The organism is Umezawaea sp. Da 62-37 (assembly GCF_032460545.1).
In the GTDB taxonomy this organism is placed as follows: Bacteria; Actinomycetota; Actinomycetes; order Mycobacteriales; family Pseudonocardiaceae; genus Umezawaea.
The window spans coordinates 4,984,874-4,999,501 of record NZ_CP135965.1 but is presented as its reverse complement, the minus strand read 5'-3'; the positions used below and the strand labels follow the sequence as shown (position 1 = coordinate 4,999,501).

Genomic DNA, 14,628 nt, shown 5'->3' with positions numbered 1-14,628 from the left:
ACCGCGGAACGCGTGAGGCCCTCGGCCGCGTCCTCGCCGAGGGCCCCTCCGTGCGCCGGGTCTACCGGCCGATCTTGTCCAGTTCGGCGAGGTCGTCCGCGGAGAGCGCGAGGCCCGCGCCGATGGCGTTCTCGCGCAGGTGCGCCGCCGACGAGGTGCCGGGGATCAGCAGGACGTTCGGGGAGCGGTGCAGGAGCCAGGCCAGGGCGATCGACATCGGGGTCGTGTCCAACCGGTCGGCCACGGCCGTGAGCACCGAGGACTGGAGCGGGCTGAAGCCGCCGAGCGGGAAGAAGGGCACGTAGGCGATGCCGTCCGCGGCGAGGTCGTCGATGAGCCCGTCGTCCTGGCGGTGGGCGAGGTTGTACATGTTCTGCACGCACGCGATCGGCGCGATCGCACGGGCCTCGGCGACCTGTCCCGCGGTCGCGTTGCTCACGCCGAGGTGCCGGATCAGGCCTTGCCGCTGGAGGTCGACGAGCGTCTCGAACGCCTCGGCGAGCGAACCGGGGTGAGGGCCCTCGGCGTTGCCGAGTCGGAGGTTGACCAGGTCGAGCACGTCGAGGCCGAGGGTGTCGAGGTCCTCGTGGACGGCGCGGCGCAGGTCGTCGGGCTTGCGGGCCGGGGGCCAGCCGCCCTGCGCGTCGCGGGTCGCGCCGACCTTGGTCACGACGTGCAGCGACCCGGGGTACGGGTGCAGCGCCTCGCGGATCAACTCGTTGGTGACGCGCGGCCCGTAGGCGCCGCTGGTGTCGATGTGGGTGATCCCGAGTTCGACGGCCTCGCGGAGCACGGCGAGCGCGCCGTCGTGGTCGGCGGGCGGTCCCACGACCCAGGGGCCCGCGAGCTGCATGGCGCCGTAGCCGAAGCGGGTGATGGTCAGGTCGCCGAGCGTCCAGGTGCCGCCGGGGAGTGGGGTGGAAGGCGTGCTCATGGTCCTGCTTCCTTCGTGGGCTGGGGGCTGGTGCCTGACGGCTCCTTGCACCAACATTGGGCGGGCAACTCCCTGACGGGAAGAAGGCACCTGGAAGTGTGTTACCCACCCACGGGTGTGAGGAGCGGTTGATGGCGACGACGACGGCGGCCGAGAAGAGGGCGCGGGCGAAGGCGGAGTACGACGCCTTCCTGGCGGGGTGCCCCAGCCGCAAGCTGCTCGACCGGATCTCCGACAAGTGGGTCACGCTCGTGCTGTCCGCGCTGGGCAGCGACGGTTCGCACAGGTCCGGCGAGGTGTGCGCGGGGGAGCCCCGGTCGATGCGCTACTCGGAGCTGTCCCGGCTGCTGGCGGGGGTGAGCCAGAAGATGCTCACCCAGACGCTGCGGTCGTTGGAGCGGGACGGCCTGGTCACCCGGACCGTGACGCCGACCGTGCCGGTCACGGTCGCCTACGAGCTGACGGAGCTGGGCCTATCGCTGTACCGGATGGTGCGCGGCATGAAGGCCTGGGCCGAAGCGCACATGGACGACGTTCTCGCCAACCGCGCGGCGCACGAGAAGCCCGCGGACTAGGCGAAGCCCGTTCGTCCGGGAATGGTGCGCGGGCCATTCCCGGTGGCGCGCGTCAACCCACCGGCCGGGGTGTCGCGTTGACGTGGGAGAAGGGCAGCCCGCAATTCGATCTCGGTTCGAACAGCACGTCGGCACGGCCTTCGACGGCTTTGCGCATGTTCTCAGTCAGCAGGGTCTCACCGGCGGTCGCGGTGTCCTCGCCCAGCTTGCACGCGTAGTTCATCTCGTTGCCCATCGCGAGGTTCGGGCTGATCGCGAAAACGTCCCCGTAACCGATGCCGATGCAGCACGACGGCGCGAACGGGTGCCCGCTCCAGGCGTTGTACCGGCCGACCTTCTCGTGCAGGTCGAACGCGGCGGCCAGCGCGTCCTCCGGTGCGTCGAAGAGCGCGACCACGTCGTCGGCGAAGGCGTGCACGAGCGTGGCTCCCCGTTCCTCCAGCACCGGTGCGCACACCCGGTGGATGTCGAGGATCCGGAGCAACGAGCCCATTTCACCCATGCGCGTCCCGGCTTCGGTGAAACCCGAGATGTCGAGGACCAGAATCGCTTTGCGGTGCTTGTAGCGCAGGCCGAACTCCTCCTCGTCGAGTTCACCCCGCTGCACCGCGAGGAGGTCCCGGTAGATCTGCTCGGTCCAGAGCTGGAGCCGTGCCAGTTGTTCCGGGTCCGAAAGCAGCGCGACGGGTGGTTCGTCCGCGGGGGATTCGCTTCTGGTCGATCCGGTCATGGCGGAGATCTTCAACAGGATCACGGGGATGGAAGACCGCAATAGTGCGGTGGATGTCCGATCCCCAACCGATGGGGTTGCCGAAAGCGGTGTGGTTCATCGGTTTGGCCTAGTGGTCCGACGCCACCGGTCGGACCGCGGGGGCTCCTCCGGCGTCGAGCGGCTCGGTCGGCGGTCCACGTCCGGGCAAGGCTGCCTCGACGACCCCCTGGACCCAGATAATGGATAGTGCTACGTTCCATTATGGCGAGTGAAGCTATCCATGATTTGGGGGCACGACCGTGAGAGCTCAGTCCGCGTTGATGGCCAGGGTGTCCGGGTGGAACCGGCCGATGCTGGTGGTGGCGGCGGCGATGGTGCCGATCGCGCTGGTGGCCGTGGTGGGCCTGGTCGTGGACGACCGGGTGCTGGCCGGGTCGCCGATCTGGCTGAAGCCGTTCAAGTTCGCGGTCTCGATCGCGGTCTACGGCGTCACCTGGGCGTGGCTGATCTCGCTGCTCAACGTGGGCAAGCGGCTGGCGGCGCGCATCTCGGTGGGGATGGCGGCGGTGTTCTTCGTCGAGCAGGTCCTGATCGTCATGCAGGTGGTGCGCGGCCGCGGCAGCCACTTCAACGTGATGACGCCGTTCGACTCCGCGGTGTTCAGCGCCATGGGCGTCGCGATCGCGCTGCTGTGGACCGGGTCGCTGGTGCTGACGGTGCTGGTGCTGCGGACGCCGTTCGCGGACCTGGCGACGCGGTGGGCGCTGCGGATCGGCGCGGTGGTGTCGCTGGCGGGCGTGGGGATGGGTGCCCTGATGACGACGCCGACGTCGGCGCAGCTCGCCTCGATGGACAACGGCACCTTCAAGGGGATCGTCGGCGCGCACACCGTGGGCTTCGAGGACTCGGGGCCGACGATGGCCGTCACGGGGTGGAGCACGGTGGGCGGGGACCTGCGAATCCCGCACTTCATCGGGATGCACGCGTTGCAGGCCCTGCCGCTGCTGGTGCTGGTCCTCGCCTTCCTGGCCACTCGCGTGCCCGTGCTGCGGTCCGTCGTCGTCCGCACGCGACTGGTGGTCGTGGCGGGCGCCGGGTACGCCCTGCTGGTCGCGCTGGTGCTCTGGCAGGCCGAACGCGGGCAGCCGCTGGTCCAACCCGACGCGCTGACGCTCGGCGCCCTGGCGGCGCTGGTGGCCTTCGTGGTGGTCGGAGCGGCCGTCTCGGTCCTCCGGCCGGTCGCGGTGGCCGAGGAGGTCGCCGTCGGCTGACGCCGCGGGACGTCCTCCGGAGGGGGAGGCCGGGGGCGGGAACCCCGACACCTGCGACGGCGCGGAAACCTACACCGATCCGACACCCCATCTGCTCTCGTCATCTGTCTGGGGTCACCCAGAGGGCTGATCGGTCTAGCGTCGGGCACCCCCTCGATGCTCCGATCGACGGCACCTGTTGTCGACCAGGTAGGGAGCGTGCCGTGAACGACCTCGACGCCCAAGGTCAGTCGCCAGTGCAGGAACCCGCCGAAGAGCAGGTGAAGCCCCAGGTGTCGCCTGCACAGCGACCGAAGAGCGGCCTGGACTGGCTGGTCAAGCAGGCGGAGCGCAAGCGTCCGGACCAGGCCGGACCCGAGTAGGGACCACCGCCGCAAGGGCCGCCCGTCACGACGGGCGGCCCTTGCGGCGTTCCGGCCCTATTGTGGGCTGGTGTCCCAAGGCGTTCGGGCCGCCCGGCCGGTGGAGCTGGGCATCGCGACCGCGGTGCTGGTGGCCTTCGGCCTCGCCGCGGCGGTCGCCGGTTTGCTGGCCCGGACACCGGCCCGCTCGCCGCCACCGCGGCCGTCGGCGGCCTGATGATCACCGCGCTGGCCGTCGCCGCGTGGTTCGGCAGCGCACGGGTGCACCGCACGCTCGTCGGCACCGTGGCCGTGGTCGTCGTGGCCCTGCTGGTCCTGCACGCGCCCTGGTCCGCGCTCATGCTCGCCGTGGCGGGTCTGCTGCCCGCCTTGCCCCGCGTGCGCGCCTGGTACCGCCAGTCGCAGTACTAGAACGGCTTAACCGGCCTCGGCCTCGAACGCCGACCACAGCAGGTTCAGCGGGTGGTCCGAGGGGAACTTGGCCCGCTCCTCCTTGCGCGCGAACACGCCCACCAGCCGCTCCAGCACCGGCTGGCGGTCGTTCTTCAGCTCGACCACCCGCAGCCCGGTGCCCTCGCGCAGCTCCTGGTTGGCCGCGACCACGCCCAGCCCGGACGTGACGATCATGCAGCCCTGCACGAGCCCGGAGCGCAGCAGCGACATGCCGTACTGGATCTCGTCGATCTCCGCGGCGATGTCCAGCTCGTTGCGGTAGTCCGGCCCGAACCAGCCGCGCAGGAACTCCGCGATCAGCCCGTCACCCGGCACGACCAGCGGCAGCCTCGGCAGCTCGCCCACCCCCGCGCTGGCGCCGAGGCGCTTCTCGGGGAGGTTCGTGAGCAGCGCGAGCCCGCCGCGACGCCACTCGATGACGTCGAACTCGTCCAGGTGCCCGGTCTTGCCGGCGTGCGTCACGACGCTGCCGCACACCACGTCCACCTGCTTGCTCTCCAGCTTCGACCAGATGTCCCTGGTCCGGATGTGCACGACCTTCAGCTCCACGTCGCGCTCCTTGAACTCGTCGGCGACGTGGTGCCAGGCCTTGGCCAGCGAGTCCAGCATGAACCGGGTCGTGCCGACGGTGAGCGTCGTACCGAGCTTTCGGCGGCACTCGTGAATAGAGTCCAACCAATCGCCGAGTGTGATCCGCGCCAATTCGACCAACGCTTCACCGGTTTGCGTGATGAGCACATCTTTTCCGCGTCCCTGCTTGACGACGAGCGGTTCGCCGCACAGTGCGCGGAAGTTCCTGTTCAGCGTGTCGATCTGCTTCTGCACGCTCGACTGCTCGCGGCCGAGCACCCGCGCTGCCCGGAGCGCGGAACGGGTCTCGTGCACGGCGAGCAACGTCCTGAGCTGGTCCATCGTGGTGTCCAGCAGGGCGTTCGGGGAGTGCAGGAGTCTGCTGAGCTGGTTCCCCGCCGGAAGGAGCAGCTGTGCCGAGCTGGACATGGAGGCCTCTCAGGTCGTCGCGTCGGGCCGCGAGATGTTCTACCGATCAGTTGTACTGAACCTGACCACAGTTCGGCTACAAATAATCCTTAGATTCTCTCCCATTTCCCTGGACACGTATAGACGTTCCGTAAGAGACTTCTGTTGCAACAAGCGGAAGTTCGCGGGTTGCAATCCTGTGGGGGGATAAGGGGGGTTGGGGGCTCGCCGGGCGCAAGCTTGGCGGGCCCCCACGTATTAGCCTTCCCGACCGTGACGGTTTCCACGTCCGCCGAGCGCGGACCGCGCCTCGACTGGGGCACCACCTTCCACATCACCGTGCTGGACCTGGGTCTCGCGTGCTGCGGCGTCGAGGTGATGGCCGCGCTCGAGGGCCGCGGCCCCGACGACCTCGCGGCGCTCGGCGTCGAACCGGTGCACGACGGGGGCGAGGCGCACGTGCTGATCGTCTCCGGCACGGTCACCGACGTGATGCTGCCCGCGGTGATCGCGACCTACGAGGAGATGCCGGAGCCGCGGTACGTGCTGTCCGTCGGCGCGTGCAGCAACACCGGCGGACCGTACTGGGACTCCTACTGCGTGACCAAGGGGATCGACCAGGTGCTGCCGGTCCACGTCGCCGTTCCCGGCTGCCCACCGCGTCCCGAGGCGCTCATCGAGGGCCTGGTCGCGCTGCACGGGCTGGTGGCCTCGTGACCGCCGCCTCCGCCGAGCTGGCCGCGCTCGTGCCCGGTGCCGTGGTCAAGACGGCCTTCGGCCAGAGCACCGCGCACGTCGAGCTGGACCAGTGGTCCACCGCGGCCCGGTTCGCGCGCGACGACCTCGGCTGCCTGGCGTTCGACTGGCTCGGTGTCGAGGACGCCGGCCGTCCCGGCGCGAGCGGTGTCCGGCACGCCGTCCTGCTGCACGTCCTGCACCCGGACACCAGGGCGGGGCTGCTGCTGCGCACCGAGGTGGACGCGGGCGGGGTGCTGCCGAGCGTCGCCGGGCTGTGGGCCGGTGCCGCGTGGCACGAGCGCGAGGCCGCCGAGATGTTCGGCATCGCCCTCGCCGAGCCCGTCGCGCACCTGCTGCTGCCGGACACCTTCGCGGGGCACCCGCTGCGCAAGGACTTCGTCCTGGCCTCCCGCGTCGTGCGGCCGTGGCCGGGCAGCCTGGAACCGGGGGAGGACTCCACGTCCTCGCCCAGCCGCCGCCGCACCCTGCCGCCCGGCGTGCCCGACCCCGCTACCTGGGGACCCCGACGGCGCGTCGACGTGATCACCACAGCGGAGACGCCATCGGACAACGCCGACGTGATCACCACGACGGAGACGCCATCAGACGAGGAGAACCAGCAGTGACCGCCGAACTCCCGCCCCGGACCCGAGGCGTGATCGCGCTGCTGGAGTCCAACTGCACGGTCTGCATGATCTGCGCCCGCGAGTGCCCCGACTGGTGCATCCACATCGAGTCGCACACCGAGACCGTGGAGACGCCGGGCCATGCCCGCGCGCGGGCGCACAACGTGCTCGACCGCTTCGCGATCGACTACGGCCAGTGCCTCTACTGCGGCATCTGCGTCGAGGTGTGCCCGTTCGACGCCCTGCACTGGGCGCCCGAGTTCGGCTACCCCGGCACCGGCAGCGCGGCCGGCGACGGCGCGGTCGCCGAACTCGTGCACGAGCGCGACGTGCTGGCCACCTGGATCGCGGAGGTCCCGCCGCCGCCCGCGCTCGACCCCGCCGCCGAACCCGCCCCGGAGACGACCGCCACACGTCCGGTACGGGGCGGTTCAGGAACCGCGCGCAGGCCGGGAGCGTTGAGGGGGAGGACCTGAACCCGGAGGCGAACCAGCGTGCACAAGCACTTCAACGGGTTGAAGACCGCGCTGCTGCTCGGCGCGATGAGCGGGCTGATCCTGCTGATCAGCTCGTTCTTCGGGCGCACCGCCCTCTACTTCGGTCTGCTGCTGGCGCTGGGCGTCAACGCGTACGCGTACTTCAACTGCGACCGGCTGGCGCTGCGCGCGATGCGGGCACGGGCGGTGTCGGAGGTCGAGCAGCCGTCGATGCACCGGATCGTGCGCGAGCTGTCGATGACCGCCCGGCAGCCCATGCCGCGGCTCTACATCAGCCCCACGCAGGCCCCCAACGCGTTCGCGACCGGCCGCAACCCGCGCAACGCGGCCGTGTGCTGCACCACCGGCATCCTGGAGCTGCTCGACGAGCGTGAGCTGCGGGCCGTGCTCGGCCACGAGCTGTCGCACGTCCACAACCGCGACATCCTGATCTCGTGCGTCGCGGGCGCGCTGGCGGCGGCCGTCGGCATGCTCGCCAACATCGCCCTGTTCGCGGGCGTCTTCGGCGGGGGCGACGACGACCGCCCGAACCCGCTGGCGCTGCTGCTGATCGCGATCCTCGGGCCGGTCGCCGCGGGCATCGTGCAGATGGCCGTCAGCCGGTCCCGCGAGTACCAGGCGGACGTCTCCGGCGCCGAGCTGACCGGCGACCCGCTGGCGCTCGCCTCGGCGCTGCGCAAGCTCGACCACGGCACCAGGGCGGCCCCGCTGGCTCCGGAGCCCGCCGTGGTGGCGCAGTCGCACCTGATGATCGTCAGCCCGTTCCTGCCCGGCGAGTCGCTCAGCAGGCTGTTCTCCACCCACCCGCCGATGGCCGACCGGATCCGCCGCCTCGAGGAGCTGGCGCACCGCCGTTCCTAGGCGGTGGCGCCGGCCTCCCGCGCGACGTTCATCACGTACTGGCCGTAGCCGGACTTCGCGAGCGCGGCGCCGAGCCGGTAGCACTGGTCGGGTGTGACGAACCCCATCCGCAGCGCTATCTCCTCGAGGCACGCGATCCGCACGCCCTGCCGGTGTTCGAGCACCTGCACGAACTGGCCCGCCTCCAGCAGCGAGTCGTGCGTCCCGGTGTCCAGCCACGCGAAGCCGCGGCCCAGGTCCACCAGGTTCGCCCGACCCTCGCGCAGGTAGGCGAGGTTCACGTCGGTGATCTCCAGCTCGCCCCGCGGCGACGGCTTCAACCCGCTCGCGATCGACACGACCCGGTTGTCGTAGAAGTACAGGCCCGTGATCGCCTTGTTCGACTTGGGCTTCGCGGGCTTCTCCTCGATGGAGACCAGCGCCCCGCCCTCGTCGACCTCGCCGACGCCGTAGCGCTCCGGGTCCTTCACCGGGTAGCCGAACAGCACGCACCCGTCGAGCTTCGCCACCTGCTCCTGCAGCATCCGCGAGAAACCCTGGCCGTAGAAGATGTTGTCGCCCAGCACCAGCGCGACGGTGTCGCCGCCGATGAAGTCCGCGCCGATCACGAACGCCTCGGCCAACCCGTTCGGCTCGGCCTGCTCCGCGTACTCGACGCGCAGGCCGTACTGCGAGCCGTCGCCCAGCAGCCTGCGGAACTGCGGCAGGTCGTTCGGCGTGGAGATCAGCAGGATCTCGCGGATCCCGGCCAGCATGAGGACGGAGATCGGGTAGTAGACCATCGGCTTGTCGTAGACGGGCAGCAGCTGCTTCGAGACCGCCTGCGTGATCGGGTGCAACCGCGTGCCGCTGCCACCCGCCAGGACGATGCCCTTCACCCGGTCACCGGTAGTTGGTGAACTGGAGCGCGATCCCGAAGTCGGAGCCCTTGATCAACGCGATGATCTCCTGCAGGTGGTCCTTCTTCTTGCCCGAGATCCGCAGCTGGTCGCCCTGGATCTGCGCCTGCACGCCCTTGGGCCCCTCGTCGCGAACCTTCTTCGCGATCTCCTTGGCCTTCTCCGAGGTGATGCCCTGCACCAGCGTGCCGGTCACCTTGTAGACCTTGCCCGAGATCGACGGGTCCCCGATCTCGAACGCCTTCATCGAGATGCCCCGCTTCACGAGCTTCTCCTGGAAGACGTCGATCGCCGCCCGGCACCGCTCCTCGGTCTCCGACTGGAACGCGATCGCCTCCTCACCGGCCCACGACACCTCGGTGCCCGTGCCCCGGAAGTCGAACCGCGTCCCCAACTCCTTGGACGCCTGGTTGAGCGCGTTGTCGACCTCCTGCCGATCGACCTTGCTCACCACGTCGAATGACGGATCCGCCACGTGCTGGACACCTCCGCGTAGATGGGTCTTTGACGAGCCCGGATGTTACCGGGGTATCCCGGTTGCGAACCCCTCCACGGGGTTATGTAGTCTCTTGTTCGCACCCGGCACCACCGGGCGCAAGGCGGGTTGCCCGAGCGGCCAATGGGAGCGGACTGTAAATCCGTCGGCTTACGCCTACGTAGGTTCGAATCCTACACCCGCCACACCTGGGAAAACGCCCCCGTGACCTGCGAAAACAGGTCACGGGGGCGTTCTTGTTCGTGTCCGGTTCTGTCCGGCTGAAACCGGCGTTCTCCGAGCGTCTGTACCGAGGACGTACCGAAGTTTTGAGCAGGCCGTGCGGGCCTCTAGTTGCCTCCCAGAGCCTCTTGGACGCGTTGCATGGCGCTCTGCTCCCCGCCGTCGATGCACTTCGCGTAGACGCGCATGAGGACCGTCAGGCTGTTCCCGGCCCATTCGGGCACCCGCGTCGCCTCCACACCCGCGTTGAGCCACATGGATAGGCAGGCATGGCGCAGGTCATAGGGACGTCGAGCGAGCGGAGAGGCGACCACCTCGGACGTGAACACGGCTTCTCGTGCCTGCGCCCACACGCGTCCGTAGGTAGAGCTGCCGATCCGGCCGCCGCGCTCCGCCACGAACAAGCGCCCATCCGATCCGGTGCCGAACGCGTCCAAGTGCTCGTACAGGATCACGGCCAACTCGGAGCAGCAGGGAACAAGACGTCCCACTGAGTCGTCCCGATGCTTCAAGCCGCGTTCTTCGCTGCGCTCCCCGCTGTCGGTCCATTCGCCACCAACCTCGGGGGTGGCCTTGCCGAGATTGATCGCGCCCCACTCGCGCACCTGCCAGCACTCGTTCGCCTTATCCCACTCGCGTGGCGGAAGCTCCAAGTCCTCACGCCGGACGTTCGTCGTCTCCTCAGGTCGGAGCCCGGCGAAGTACATCAACGCGAAGAACGCCCTGAGCTTCTTCCCGGTCCGCCCGATGTCGCTTACAGCCGCCAGCACCGTGCGCACCTGTACAGGGTTGGCCACCGATCGGCGGTCTACCTGGTGGATGACCGTCTTGCGCTTCTTGGTCTTCACCTCCCGCATGGGGTTCTCGGTCAGCAACTTCTTCTCCGTCGCGTAGTCGAGCGCGTTGCTGAACGTCGTACGGCGCAGACGAACCGTGTCCGACGCACCACGCTTTCCGTCCAGCCTCTTCTCGAAATCAGCGACCACATTGCGCAGCACATCCGGCTTGCTGAGATCGGAAACCGGACGCGTGCTCCGAGACAGCCATTCGAGCGCGGTCGCCACGTCCGCGGCTTGCGTGGCATCGCGATGACTGGCGTTGAACAGCACGCGGAACGCCCGCCTCAACACCTTGTGATCAGGCCTGCCCCGATCCGTGGCAATCATCGCCTCCGTGATCGGAGCCAACGCGTCGGCGATCGACTTCCGGTGCGTCGGTGCGGCATCCGGCCACTTCATGTCGACAAACAGGCAGACGAAGTCGAACCACGACATCGACTCGTTTTCCCTGCGCAACAAGGAGACCGGAAGGCCTTCCGCAGTGCTGAACGCCTCACCTCGTTTGGCCGCGCTCAGCAGTCCGGCACGGAAACTGCTGGCCAGTGCATCCGTCTTGTACGGCTGCTTGAACCTCTTGCCGTCCACGGACCACTGAACCCAATGCGTCGTAGTGCGTTTGCCCTTATAGACGTCGATCACGTAGATGCGCACGTCATAGCTGGTGTCACTCACGCTGCCGCCTCACACGACCCGTACCACTTCTCGATGTCAGAGCGGCTGAAACGCAACTGACCGTTGGGCAATTTGGCGTGCCGGGGCGCAAGCCCCTTCGCCAACCACTCGTAGAGCGTCGACCGGGATACCTTGAACTCGGTGCAGAACTCGGCCACCGTTAGCAACTCGCGTCGACTAGTCACAAGAGACCCCCTCTTGAGTGGAGTGCTGCTCTACGGGCAGGTAGCGCGCCCATGCGTCAGCAAGCCCGTTTGCTCCGTTGACGGTGTAGCCCTTGACCGTCGTGCCGTTGTTCTTAAACGCGGTCACCTTGACGCCGTACACGCTCAATTCGGTGGCCAGTGCGCGTGCGTTGAGCGGCTTGCCGTACATGTCTCCCCATGGTGCTTCGTCCATGCTGCGGAGGACCGCGAGGATTTCCACTGTGCTGATTCGGTCAGTTCCTCGTGATGTGAACAAAGCCCGCAGATCGCCCAACAAACGGACGCCGTCCGACATCGGCTGCGCTGACGCTGCGGTGACGAAGTGGAGGCACGCCGCGCGGGACGTTTCCGGCCAGTGCCCACCCGCCAGGTCGGCGATTGCCAGGAGTGGTTCCCAAATTTCTGCTGGCCGGTCGTCCACGCCGTGTGGCATCTCGGGCTCAGCTTCCACGAGTCCGTCACCGACGCTGGTCGCCCAGGCGCTGAGTGCTTCCCGGATCGGCTCGGACTGCCGCACGATCTTGGACTCCCGGTAGGGCTCCACGTGCTCGTCGTGACGACGTTTGCGCAGATGAACAGTGATCGCGCGAGTGGTGATGGTGTCGGGCATCCGTCCGGCGAGCCCGGCCAGCGCTACGGGCGCGAAGATCGGCAGGCGCTCTACCGTGAACCCGCTGGCGGGGTCGCCCTTGGTCTTCGGAATGGTGGCTGAGCGCTTGTATCCGAGGTTCAACATCTGGCGGACGTCTTCATTGCCTGACCCACCGACACCGAACACGGCATCCACCTCGTCCATGAGGACGGTGATCGGCCCCGCAGCCACCATGCGCACGAGCGCGGCGGCTGAACCGCCAGCCGTCATCTCCGCAGCCTTGGTCAGGTGCTGTGCGATCTCCAACACCCGCGTCTTACCTGACCCCGGTTCTGGGGAGGACAGGATCAGGCGAGGCGTGGTGTAGAAGGCGTCAGCGACCCAGGTGTGTGCGTACCAAAGCGCGAGCATCGGCGCGCAGTGCTCCGAGGGGAACACGGAGAAGCGGGCGACGAAGTCACGGACCTGGTCGAGGATTTCGTGACCAGGCAAGGACATCGGTGTGGGCAGGACCCGTAGTGCGGCGGTCATGACGTCCCTTCCATCAGCTTGAGATCGGCACTCGTGTTGGCAGGCACGTATCCGGGGTGTTCCTCGGGAGCGAGGTATTCGCGGCCCCAGCGCGCCCATTGGGCAGGCGGGACGTACTCCCACACCCGCGCTATGCCGTGTTCCTCGGTGATGGCGGGGTTGGCGTTGGTGCCGATCCGCTCGGTGGGCAAGTAGCAACGGCTGCTTCCGCACGGGTGGTCGAGCAGGTAGCGGCCCAGACGACTCGACCGGCGCTGTGCCAACCAGTCGCGGTAGAAGAACCACCGACGATTGGACGGACCGCGCTCCAGAGCGACCAGAGGCGTGGCGGGGTTGCTGTAGGCGCTCATGCCGCATCCTCTTTGGCACGGTCGCGATAAGCGGCCTGTCGACAGGCGTGGGAGCAGTGGCGTGGCCACCGACCGGTAGCGGGACGGTTGAGTTCGTTGCCGCAGCGGCAGTGACGCTTTCCACCGGTGCCGTGCGGCATCGGCGTTGCGGGGAGCGGTGACGTTTGCGCCCTGGTTGCTTGCGTCACGGCCCTGGGGTTGTGGCGTGCCTGGCTCATGAGCTGCACGCCGATCCACGCGGTGTAGATCGGCGGAATGGCCTGCGTGAGTTCGGGCCACGGCATCCAGTCGATGCCCATAGCGGCCCGTGCGACCTCGGTTGATGTGCCGAGTGACGCATCCCCCGCGGGCTGTCCCGTACCGCGTGACGCTTTCCCGTCGACGGGGTTTCGTCCCGCACGCTGGCCGTAGGACCCGTAGACGGGCACGGCGGGCGCACTGCGGTCGTGGTGGCAGGCGGTGCCGTACAGCTCGACGTCGGACTCGAACAGGCGGTGTCGACGCACTCCCAACCGCAGCGTGTCCCCACAGATGGTGATCGGGTCGAGCAGCGGTGCGCCGGGAACGTTCTCGATCACGTAGGCCCACGCGTCCCCGTGTGCCACGGCTTCCCGCAGCCGTTGCCGGATCGGCTCGACAAGGTCCGGGTGGTCGTCGCGGTGGCTGGCAGGGGTGGCGCTGGAGTAGCGCTGGCACGGCGGCGACGCGGCGATCACGTCATAGCCGGACAGGTCCACGGTGAGCGCGTCGGCCTGGATGAACGGGAACGGGTAGTGCGGCTGCGGACGGATGTCCACGCCGGTCACGTCGAACCCGGCCGCGTGGTATCCGGCGGAAGCGCCTCCCGCGCAGCAGAACAGATCCAACAACCTCGGGCGGCCGTTCACGCCGCCACCGACCCGAGGGCGTCACGGCGGGCGCGGTCGCACGCCCAGGGGATCGAGGCCTGAGCGCGGATCTGCTCCACGGTCAGAGGCTCGGTGGCGTAGGTGGTGCGGCGGGCGGCGTAGACGCAGAACGGGAGGTGCCCGGCGACCTTGCCCCAGTCCTGTGCGGCGGACATGTCCACTGAGGCGTCCTTGAGGCGCTGGCGGAACTCCCGTTGGGATGCCGCCCACTCGGCCGCGACGCGCTGCGCCACGGCGTCGGGGGTGGACTCCCGCAGCGCGGCCAGGGCGGTGCGGACGATGGCGGCGGGCTTGCGGGGGTCGTGGTCGGGCAGCGCGGCCCACGCGGCGCTTCCGGCGACGGGGATGGGTCCTGCGGTGGTGGCGCGGTGCAGCAGCTCGGTTGCCCAGGCGGCTACGGCGTCGGGGTCGGGGCGGTGGCGGGTGAGCCACTGGCGGGCGTTGTCGGCGAGTGAGCGGGAAGCCATGACGGGTGTCCTTTCTGGCCAGTGGTCAGCGGCGGTTGGCACGGCGGTTGCGGCGCAGGGTGTTGATGACTCGGCGACCGGCGCGCAGCTTGAGGCCGGCACCGTCGCAGCGGGCGCACATCCGGATGCCGCCGAACATCCCGGAGGTGAAGCGACCCATGCCCTTGCAGACACGGCACTTGCGGAACGGGAACGCGACGCAGGCGAGCAGGTAGAGCCCCGCGGCTGCTGCCAGGACCAGGGCGGCTGGTGAGCGGAGTCCGGGAGCGATGTCACTGAACGTGAGAACGGTGAGGATGGTCAGGGCGACACGAGCGGGGGTGAGGAGGGGGCTCACGAGGGCCTTCCAGGCTGTTTTTGGGTGTCGTCAGCCAGCGCCGCTAGGTACTAGGGCGCTGATCAGCAGGTATGTGTGTCGCTAGCGGGGGCGCTAGGTCTA

General features: G+C 68.8%; 21 protein-coding genes and 1 tRNA gene. 10 read left to right on the top strand and 12 right to left on the bottom strand.

What is annotated here, in order from left to right; translation table 11 throughout:
* Positions 1-61: 61 nt before the first annotated feature.
* Positions 62-934 (bottom strand): aldo/keto reductase family oxidoreductase, encoded by an 873-nt coding sequence (locus RM788_RS22625; RefSeq protein WP_315933743.1) that lies wholly within the window; start codon positions 932-934, stop codon positions 62-64.
* A gap of 131 nt (positions 935-1,065) precedes the next feature.
* Between RM788_RS22625 and RM788_RS22620 the strand changes: the two genes are divergently transcribed.
* A complete protein-coding gene (locus RM788_RS22620; protein ID WP_315933742.1) occupies positions 1,066-1,509 on the top strand; it encodes a winged helix-turn-helix transcriptional regulator in 444 nt (147 codons plus the stop codon).
* Between the two features lie 52 nt (positions 1,510-1,561).
* Here the strand turns inward: RM788_RS22620 and RM788_RS22615 are convergent, their stop codons facing one another.
* Positions 1,562-2,239: an adenylate/guanylate cyclase domain-containing protein gene (locus RM788_RS22615; RefSeq protein ID WP_315933741.1), complete on the bottom strand. Its 678-nt coding sequence runs from the start codon at positions 2,237-2,239 to the stop codon at positions 1,562-1,564.
* 281 nt (positions 2,240-2,520) lie between these two features.
* Here RM788_RS22615 and RM788_RS22610 point away from each other — a divergent pair, with 281 nt between their 5' ends.
* The 4 genes from RM788_RS22610 to RM788_RS22595 all read left to right on the top strand — a co-directional run bounded on the left by RM788_RS22610 (position 2,521) and on the right by RM788_RS22595 (position 4,265).
* On the top strand, positions 2,521-3,492 hold the full coding sequence (locus RM788_RS22610; RefSeq protein WP_315933740.1) for a hypothetical protein: 972 nt from the start codon (positions 2,521-2,523) through the stop codon (positions 3,490-3,492).
* Positions 3,493-3,695: 203 nt separating this feature from the next.
* Entirely contained in the window at positions 3,696-3,854 is a 159-nt protein-coding gene (locus tag RM788_RS22605) for a hypothetical protein (protein ID WP_315933739.1), read from the top strand.
* A 70-nt stretch (positions 3,855-3,924) separates the two neighbouring features.
* Positions 3,925-4,071, top strand: a complete 147-nt coding sequence (locus RM788_RS22600; RefSeq protein WP_315933738.1) for a hypothetical protein — start codon at positions 3,925-3,927, stop codon at positions 4,069-4,071.
* Entirely contained in the window at positions 4,071-4,265 is a 195-nt protein-coding gene (locus tag RM788_RS22595) for a hypothetical protein (protein WP_315933737.1), read from the top strand. The genes RM788_RS22600 and RM788_RS22595 overlap by 1 nt, the downstream gene beginning before the upstream one ends.
* A gap of 6 nt (positions 4,266-4,271) precedes the next feature.
* On the opposite strand, the gene RM788_RS22590 is transcribed toward RM788_RS22595, so the two are convergent.
* The gene (locus RM788_RS22590) at positions 4,272-5,306 is read right to left on the bottom strand and encodes a LysR family transcriptional regulator (RefSeq protein ID WP_315933736.1); all 1,035 of its coding nucleotides are present in this window, start codon (positions 5,304-5,306) and stop codon (positions 4,272-4,274) included.
* A gap of 252 nt (positions 5,307-5,558) precedes the next feature.
* Here RM788_RS22590 and RM788_RS22585 point away from each other — a divergent pair, with 252 nt between their 5' ends.
* From RM788_RS22585 to htpX, 4 genes are read left to right on the top strand one after another with little or no spacing between them, the layout of a single operon-like run.
* Entirely contained in the window at positions 5,559-6,002 is a 444-nt protein-coding gene (locus tag RM788_RS22585; RefSeq protein ID WP_315933735.1) for an NADH-quinone oxidoreductase subunit B, read from the top strand.
* The gene (locus tag RM788_RS22580) at positions 5,999-6,649 is read left to right on the top strand and encodes an NADH-quinone oxidoreductase subunit C (RefSeq protein ID WP_315933734.1); all 651 of its coding nucleotides are present in this window, start codon (positions 5,999-6,001) and stop codon (positions 6,647-6,649) included. The genes RM788_RS22585 and RM788_RS22580 overlap by 4 nt, the downstream gene beginning before the upstream one ends.
* Positions 6,646-7,125, top strand: a complete 480-nt coding sequence (locus tag RM788_RS22575) for a 4Fe-4S binding protein (RefSeq protein ID WP_315933733.1) — start codon at positions 6,646-6,648, stop codon at positions 7,123-7,125. The genes RM788_RS22580 and RM788_RS22575 overlap by 4 nt, the downstream gene beginning before the upstream one ends.
* An 18-nt stretch (positions 7,126-7,143) precedes the next feature.
* A complete protein-coding gene (gene htpX, locus RM788_RS22570) occupies positions 7,144-8,007 on the top strand; it encodes a zinc metalloprotease HtpX (protein WP_315933732.1) in 864 nt (287 codons plus the stop codon).
* Here htpX and rfbA read toward each other — a convergent pair.
* A complete protein-coding gene (gene rfbA / locus RM788_RS22565; RefSeq protein ID WP_315933731.1) occupies positions 8,004-8,885 on the bottom strand; it encodes a glucose-1-phosphate thymidylyltransferase RfbA in 882 nt (293 codons plus the stop codon). The two genes, htpX and rfbA, sit on opposite strands and share 4 nt — an antisense overlap.
* Before the next feature lie 4 nt (positions 8,886-8,889).
* Positions 8,890-9,381 (bottom strand): YajQ family cyclic di-GMP-binding protein, encoded by a 492-nt coding sequence (locus tag RM788_RS22560; protein ID WP_315933730.1) that lies wholly within the window; start codon positions 9,379-9,381, stop codon positions 8,890-8,892.
* Positions 9,382-9,504: 123 nt separating this feature from the next.
* Between RM788_RS22560 and RM788_RS22555 the strand changes: the two genes are divergently transcribed.
* Positions 9,505-9,587: transfer RNA gene (locus RM788_RS22555), tRNA-Tyr, on the top strand.
* Between the two features lie 144 nt (positions 9,588-9,731).
* On the opposite strand, the gene RM788_RS22550 is transcribed toward RM788_RS22555, so the two are convergent.
* Genes RM788_RS22550 through RM788_RS22520 form a run of 7 tightly spaced genes read right to left on the bottom strand, consistent with a single transcriptional unit; the run spans position 9,732 to position 14,526 of the window.
* Positions 9,732-11,135 carry a tyrosine-type recombinase/integrase gene (locus RM788_RS22550; RefSeq protein WP_315933729.1) on the bottom strand — a complete coding sequence of 468 codons (1,404 nt, stop codon included), beginning with the start codon at positions 11,133-11,135 and terminating at the stop codon, positions 9,732-9,734.
* Positions 11,132-11,293, bottom strand: coding sequence for a helix-turn-helix transcriptional regulator (locus tag RM788_RS22545; RefSeq protein ID WP_315933728.1), 162 nt, complete (start codon positions 11,291-11,293; stop codon positions 11,132-11,134). The genes RM788_RS22550 and RM788_RS22545 overlap by 4 nt, the downstream gene beginning before the upstream one ends.
* A gap of 19 nt (positions 11,294-11,312) precedes the next feature.
* Complete coding sequence (locus tag RM788_RS22540) at positions 11,313-12,464, bottom strand: DUF3631 domain-containing protein (protein WP_315933727.1); 1,152 nt, start codon at positions 12,462-12,464, stop codon at positions 11,313-11,315.
* The gene (locus RM788_RS22535; protein ID WP_315933726.1) at positions 12,461-12,814 is read right to left on the bottom strand and encodes a hypothetical protein; all 354 of its coding nucleotides are present in this window, start codon (positions 12,812-12,814) and stop codon (positions 12,461-12,463) included. Before RM788_RS22535 ends, RM788_RS22540 begins: the two co-directional genes overlap by 4 nt.
* Positions 12,811-13,701, bottom strand: a complete 891-nt coding sequence (locus RM788_RS22530) for a DNA cytosine methyltransferase (RefSeq protein WP_315933725.1) — start codon at positions 13,699-13,701, stop codon at positions 12,811-12,813. Before RM788_RS22530 ends, RM788_RS22535 begins: the two co-directional genes overlap by 4 nt.
* Positions 13,698-14,189 (bottom strand): DUF2742 domain-containing protein, encoded by a 492-nt coding sequence (locus RM788_RS22525; RefSeq protein ID WP_315933724.1) that lies wholly within the window; start codon positions 14,187-14,189, stop codon positions 13,698-13,700. The genes RM788_RS22530 and RM788_RS22525 overlap by 4 nt, the downstream gene beginning before the upstream one ends.
* A gap of 25 nt (positions 14,190-14,214) precedes the next feature.
* Positions 14,215-14,526: a hypothetical protein gene (locus RM788_RS22520; RefSeq protein WP_315933723.1), complete on the bottom strand. Its 312-nt coding sequence runs from the start codon at positions 14,524-14,526 to the stop codon at positions 14,215-14,217.
* Between the last annotated feature and the right edge of the window lie 102 nt (positions 14,527-14,628).

Coding starts and splice junctions, on each gene's coding strand:
- RM788_RS22540 (WP_315933727.1), bottom strand. CDS start 12,464: ATGACCGCCGCACTACGGGTCCTGCCCACACCGATGTCCTTGCCTGGT.
- RM788_RS22590 (WP_315933736.1), bottom strand. CDS start 5,306: ATGTCCAGCTCGGCACAGCTGCTCCTTCCGGCGGGGAACCAGCTCAGC.
- RM788_RS22615 (WP_315933741.1), bottom strand. CDS start 2,239: ATGACCGGATCGACCAGAAGCGAATCCCCCGCGGACGAACCACCCGTC.
- RM788_RS22625 (WP_315933743.1), bottom strand. CDS start 934: ATGAGCACGCCTTCCACCCCACTCCCCGGCGGCACCTGGACGCTCGGC.
- RM788_RS22595 (WP_315933737.1), top strand. CDS start 4,071: ATGATCACCGCGCTGGCCGTCGCCGCGTGGTTCGGCAGCGCACGGGTG.
- RM788_RS22620 (WP_315933742.1), top strand. CDS start 1,066: ATGGCGACGACGACGGCGGCCGAGAAGAGGGCGCGGGCGAAGGCGGAG.
- RM788_RS22525 (WP_315933724.1), bottom strand. CDS start 14,189: ATGGCTTCCCGCTCACTCGCCGACAACGCCCGCCAGTGGCTCACCCGC.
- RM788_RS22535 (WP_315933726.1), bottom strand. CDS start 12,814: ATGAGCGCCTACAGCAACCCCGCCACGCCTCTGGTCGCTCTGGAGCGC.